Annotated in this window: 5 protein-coding genes; 1 reads left to right on the top strand and 4 read right to left on the bottom strand. The window is 69.0% G+C overall.

The features are described from left to right. Positions 1–802: endonuclease/exonuclease/phosphatase family protein (locus tag AC1VTH_RS06595; RefSeq protein ID WP_481335373.1), on the bottom strand; the 802-nt coding region annotated here is incomplete at its 3' end. 167 nt (positions 803–969) lie between these two features. Here AC1VTH_RS06595 and AC1VTH_RS06600 point away from each other — a divergent pair. Further along, a complete protein-coding gene (locus AC1VTH_RS06600; RefSeq protein WP_481335374.1) occupies positions 970–1383 on the top strand; it encodes a hypothetical protein in 414 nt (137 codons plus the stop codon). Here AC1VTH_RS06600 and AC1VTH_RS06605 read toward each other — a convergent pair whose 3' ends face one another. The 3 genes from AC1VTH_RS06605 to AC1VTH_RS06615 form a co-directional block, all read right to left on the bottom strand. After that, positions 1384–1857 (bottom strand): PaaI family thioesterase, encoded by a 474-nt coding sequence (locus AC1VTH_RS06605; RefSeq protein WP_481335375.1) that lies wholly within the window; start codon positions 1855–1857, stop codon positions 1384–1386. It lies immediately after the preceding gene. Positions 1858–2037: 180 nt separating this feature from the next. Then, positions 2038–2538 (bottom strand): N-acetyltransferase, encoded by a 501-nt coding sequence (locus tag AC1VTH_RS06610; protein ID WP_481335376.1) that lies wholly within the window; start codon positions 2536–2538, stop codon positions 2038–2040. A 171-nt stretch (positions 2539–2709) separates the two neighbouring features. Next, on the bottom strand, positions 2710–4881 hold the full coding sequence (locus AC1VTH_RS06615) for a HelD family protein (RefSeq protein ID WP_481335377.1): 2172 nt from the start codon (positions 4879–4881) through the stop codon (positions 2710–2712). Between the last annotated feature and the right edge of the window lie 115 nt (positions 4882–4996).

A 4996-nucleotide genomic window follows, 5' to 3' on the forward strand; every position in this document is an offset into this window, starting at 1 on the left:
CGCGGAAGGGTGCGTGGTCCCAGGTGGCGTTGAAGTCGCCCATGAGCACGTAGGCGCACGTGGGGTCTGCCGCGACGCGGCTGCGCACCATGCCGATCTCCTCGATGCTCCTGCGCCACAGGTTCCAGTAGCCGGGGCCGGGTGAGCAGGTGTGCACGCTCACGAGGCGCACGCGGGCGTTGGTGCCGTTTGCGCACGTGACCTCGATGGTGCCCGCCGGCATGGCGCTCGCGCTCGAGCCGATGTCGTCGCTCGCGACGTCCGCGAGCGGGTGGGCGCTCCAAACGCCGTTGCCATAGACGCCGTCGGACGAGGAGCGCTGGGAGTGGGGGAGCAGCTCGTCGAGCCCCGCGACCCTGAGGCGCGCCACGAAGTCGACGGTCGTCTCCTGCAGGGCCAGCACCTCGACGCGGTTCTCGCGCACGGCGGCGACGATCGCCGCAGGGTCGGCGGCCCCCTTGTAGACGTTGCAGGTCATGACCGTGAGGGTGGTGGCATCACCGGCGTCCTGGCGCGCGTCGCTCACGCGCTGGGCGGGCAGGGCGTAGGGTGCGAGCCACGTCGCCTCGAGCGCGAGCACGACGACGGCTGCCGCGCGCACGAGCAGGCGCGCCGCGCGATGTCCCGCCCAGGCGCGTGGCAGGAGCGTGAGGACGAGCGCACCCCCTGCGAGCAGGGCAAACGCAGGCGTCATCGCGACGACGAGGGGCACGAGGGGAAGCGCCGAGAGCTGCTCGGGCAGCATGCGGCAGGCCGCGCCCGCAAGCGCGCAGGCGGCAAGTGCCGTGGCCGTGACCCTCATGAGCGCTCCTCTCGACATGCCCGTTGGGGCCTTTGGGCTATCTACTATGCCACCGGTTGGGTAAGCTTCATGCAAAAGCCAGTGCCGCGCTTTGGCGGACGGCCGGCGGCGAGCCGGCGTTGCCTGCATGGCGCGCGCCCACCGCCGGCGCGCAGGAAGGGACCCGCATGCCCAAGGACAGAGCAACAGAGATTGGCGAGGCCATTGTCGCCGCCAACGACGCGCTCGACCGCCTCGAGCGCGCGGCCGACAAGCTCGACGACGCCCGCCGCTGGGGCATGGTCGACATGCTGGGCGGCGGCTTCGTCACGAGCCTGCTCAAGTATCGCGGCATCGACGACGCGCAGGACGAGATAAACGCCGCCAAGCGCGCGCTGCAGGTCTTTGTGGGTGAGCTCGACGACGTCGAGGGCGTGGGCCTCAATGTGGAGCTGGGCGGCCTGCTGCAGTTCACGGACCTGTTCCTCGACAACGTGATCGCGGACTGGATTGCCCAGCGGCGCATCGACGACGCCCAGTACCAGGTGGCGCGCGCCATCAGCGAGGTCGAGCGCGTGCGCGACCAGCTCTGCCGCATGTAGTTAGTGCATCACGTACATCGTCATCGTGGCGACAGCCAGGGGCCTGTCGTCCTGGTTGGTGAGCGTCACCTGGTTCACGACGGTGGTGCGGCCCCAGTGCAGCGCCCTGACCTCGATGTCGACCGTGTCGCCGGGCCAGCCGCCGTGCAGGTAGTTGATCGAGGCGTTCTGCGTCACGCAGTCGAGCCCGCGCGAGAAGACGAGGGCGCCGCTCGAGGCGTCGCATAGGGTGAACAGCCAGCCGCCGTGGGCAAAGCCGCGCGGGTTGAGGGCGTCGTCGGAGATGTGCGTGCGCAGGCGGATGAGGCGTGGCCCGACCTCGAGCAGCTCCATGTCGCCCAGACAGCGGACCTCGCGGAAGTCCACGGGGAGGCGCTTCTCGAGCAGCGTCCGCTGGGCCTCGAGTGACTGGTCGGTGGTCTGCTGCTTGTCGCTCACGATGTTCTCCTCATGCGTGTTGATGTGCCGGGTCATGATAGCGCGTCCCCGTGGAGGGCCGGTGGGGAAGCGGACGAGAGGGGTGCGGCTGGCCCGCTGCGGCATGGTACGTGCCAAACGCAGGTAATTATCGGGTCTCGGAGGCCATAACTACCTGCGGCTGGCACGCACTTGGCCGCGCGGGGCCGAGCCGCCTGTCTTTGTGCCCTTATCGGCCTAGAGAACCAGCTGGTAGGCCAGGCGCGGGTCGCCGTCGGCCAGATGGATGACGCCGCAATAGGCAAAGCCCGCCTTGGCGATGAGATGCTGCATGGGCTTGTTGTCCTCGTGCGTGTCGACGCGCACGTTGGCGACGTCGGCGGCCGCGGCGCGCTCGCGGGCAAAGGCTACGATGGCCGCGAAGACCCCGTGGAGCACGCCGTCGCTCGCGACTCGGTGAATCGTGAGGTAGGGGGCGTCGTTGGGCCAGGCGCCCTCGATGGTCGCGTAGGTGGGGTCGGCCTCGGAGTAGAGCGAGAACGCGAAGTGGGGGACGTCGTGCTCGTCAACGCCAACCAGGCAGGCGCCCCGCTCGACCGTCTCGGCGATCTCGGCGGCGGTGGGGCGGCCATCGCCCCACTGGGTGGGGTTGCCGTTCTCGGCCATGAAACGGCGGGCGGTGGCGTAGATGCGCGCGAGGTCGTCGAGGTCGGCCGCGATGGCGGTGCGAATCTGCATGTGGGTCTCCAAACCTGGGTAAGGGACGTGGGGGTGCAGATTCCTAGGAAAGTGACGTTAACGCTATCCGCTAAATATGGATAACCGCATTTTCCTAGGAATCTGCGGGGCGTGACGAGCTGACGTGGCGAGCCTGGCGCGTGACGAGCCGGGCGCGTGGCGAGGACGCGCCTACCGCGTCACGAGCGGGGTGAGCTCGCCCTGGGCCAGCAGGGTAACGCCGTGCATGGCGCGCGAGACGGCCGTGTAGAGCCTGCGGCGGGCGAGCGGGGTGTCGGGGTAGGTCTCGGCGCTCGCGTCGGGGATGATGACCTGGTCGAACTCGAGGCCCTTGGCGAGGCGCAGCGACATGAGGACCACGCCCGCGGCGGGCAGCTCGTTGTTGTTCTTGATGACCGTGACGTCGCAGTCGCGCAGCTGCTTGGCGAGCCAGCTCACGGCCCCGTCGTCGGCGGCGACGAGTGCGGTGAGGCCCTCCATCTCGTGCGCGGCGGCCACCTGCTTGCGCAGGGCGGCAAGGAACTCGTCGCGGCCGGGCAGGGCCTCGATGTGCGGGGCCACGCCGGCGCGGTGGACGCTCGCGAGCTTCACGGGCGCGTCGTGCTCGACCAGGCCGCTGAACAGGGTCGTGATCTCGGGGCTCGAGCGGTAGCTCGTAAGCAGGCGGCACTCGTCGACCTGCCCGTGGGTGCGGCCGAACAGCTCGCGGATCTGGGCAAAGCTCGCGGTTCCCTCGCGGATGGCCTGGTGCTCGTCGCCCAGCATGAGGAAGTGCGCGCGCGAGAAGTGCCTGCTAAGCACCATGAGTTGGGCCACCGTGTAGTCCTGCACCTCGTCGATCATGACGTAGCGGGCGTCGGTGTCGCCGCGGCCCGTCACGAGGAGGCGCAGGTAGAGCCACTCGCTGGCGCTCACACTGGGCTTGCCGAGCATGCGCATGGCCACGCGGTCGAGCTTGAGCCAGGCCAGGCGGTCGACCTCGTCGTGGGCGCCGGCGAAGACCTGCTCGAGCCAGCGGCGGGTGAGGGCCACGGTCTCCTGCTCGTTCTCGGGGCTCACCGTCTCGCCAAAGAAGCGCGCCTGGTCGTCGACGTCGAGGCCCAGCATCTCCTCCTGCAGCTCCTCGTCGCGTGCCATCGAGGCGATGCGGCGGCTCACGCGGTCGTGCAGCTCGTCGGTGACCAGCGCGCAGAAGCGCGGGCCCACGCCAAAGCGGGCGAACCTGGCCACGGCGCTCTCGACGCTCGAGACCTTGAGCAGCACGGTGCCGTCGCAGCGGATCTCGCGCAGGTCGTCGGCCGTGAGGAACAGGCTCGAGATGTCGCTCTCGAGCTTCTCGAGGCAGGCGGGGTCGGTGTCCTCGCCCAGGTCGCGGCCACCGGCACCCTGCGCCTCGCAGAAGTCGCGCCAGGTGTAGACCTGCGGGTTCGACTCGCCCATCGAGGGCAGGACGTTGTCGATGTAGTGCTCGAAGACGGCGTTGGGGCCAAAGAGGTGCACCTGCGAGGCGCTGAGCGTCTCGCGCTCGCCGTAGAGCAGGTAGGCGATGCGCTGCAGCATCACCGAGGTCTTGCCCGAGCCGGCGATGCCGTTCACGAGAAGCGCCGGCACGTCGGCGTGGCGCACGACCTGGTTCTGCTCGCGCTGGATCGTGGCCGTGATGTCCTTGAGCTTCTCGGAGTGGTGGCGGCGCAGCGCGCCCAGCAGCAGCGAGTCCTCGATGGCGACGGTGGTGTCGAAGTACATGTTGAGGTGGTCGCGCGTGATGTCGAACTGGCGGCGCAGCTCGAGCTCGACGGTGCGCGTGCGGCCGTTGACGGTGTAGCTGGTCTGGCCGTTCTCCTGGTTGTAGTAGGTCTCGGCGACGGGGTTGCGCCAGTCGACGATGAGGGGGCGGCTGCGCTCGTCGGTCATGCCGGCGGCGCCGATGTAGACGTCGCGGGCTGGGCGGTCGGGCGACATCTTGAGGCGGACCTTGGCGAAGTAGGGCTGGCGCAGCAGGAGCAGCAGGCGGCGCAGCTTGTCGACCGAGAAGTCGTGGTACTGGTTGTAGGCGTCGATGACGGCGTTGAGCGTCTCGATGGCGGCGAGGGTCTCCATGACCTCGTCGGCCGCGCCGCCAAAGTCGGGGCGGATCTCGTCGGAGAGCTCGCGCAGGTCTGCCGCGGCACCCTCGTGGCCGTGCTCGAGCTCGGCGGCGAGGTCGTTGCGCATGGCGGTGAGCTTGGCGTAGATCTCGTCGAGATGCGCCTGCTCCTCGGCCATGATGGGGTCGTCTGCGGGCCGGAGGTCGTCTGTGTCGTCGATGACGGTCTCTAGCTGGGGCTTATTGATGTCGCTCATGGGTGGGTGGGACCCTTTCGCTCGCTGGTTCGCTCAAAATTGCGGCTATCAATCGTAGCGCAGCGCACGTGGCCGGCGGCGCCTGCTCGCACGGCTTCTCCTGATGTTCACGTTG

The sequence above is a fragment of the Parolsenella sp. genome, from assembly GCF_982402205.1.

Excerpts from the sequence above, each read along its gene's own strand:
- AC1VTH_RS06600 (WP_481335374.1), top strand. The coding sequence starts at position 970 with ATGCCCAAGGACAGAGCAACAGAGATTGGCGAGGCCATTGTCGCCGCC.
- AC1VTH_RS06605 (WP_481335375.1), bottom strand. The coding sequence starts at position 1,857 with ATGACCCGGCACATCAACACGCATGAGGAGAACATCGTGAGCGACAAG.
- AC1VTH_RS06615 (WP_481335377.1), bottom strand. The coding sequence starts at position 4,881 with ATGAGCGACATCAATAAGCCCCAGCTAGAGACCGTCATCGACGACACA.
- AC1VTH_RS06610 (WP_481335376.1), bottom strand. The coding sequence starts at position 2,538 with ATGCAGATTCGCACCGCCATCGCGGCCGACCTCGACGACCTCGCGCGC.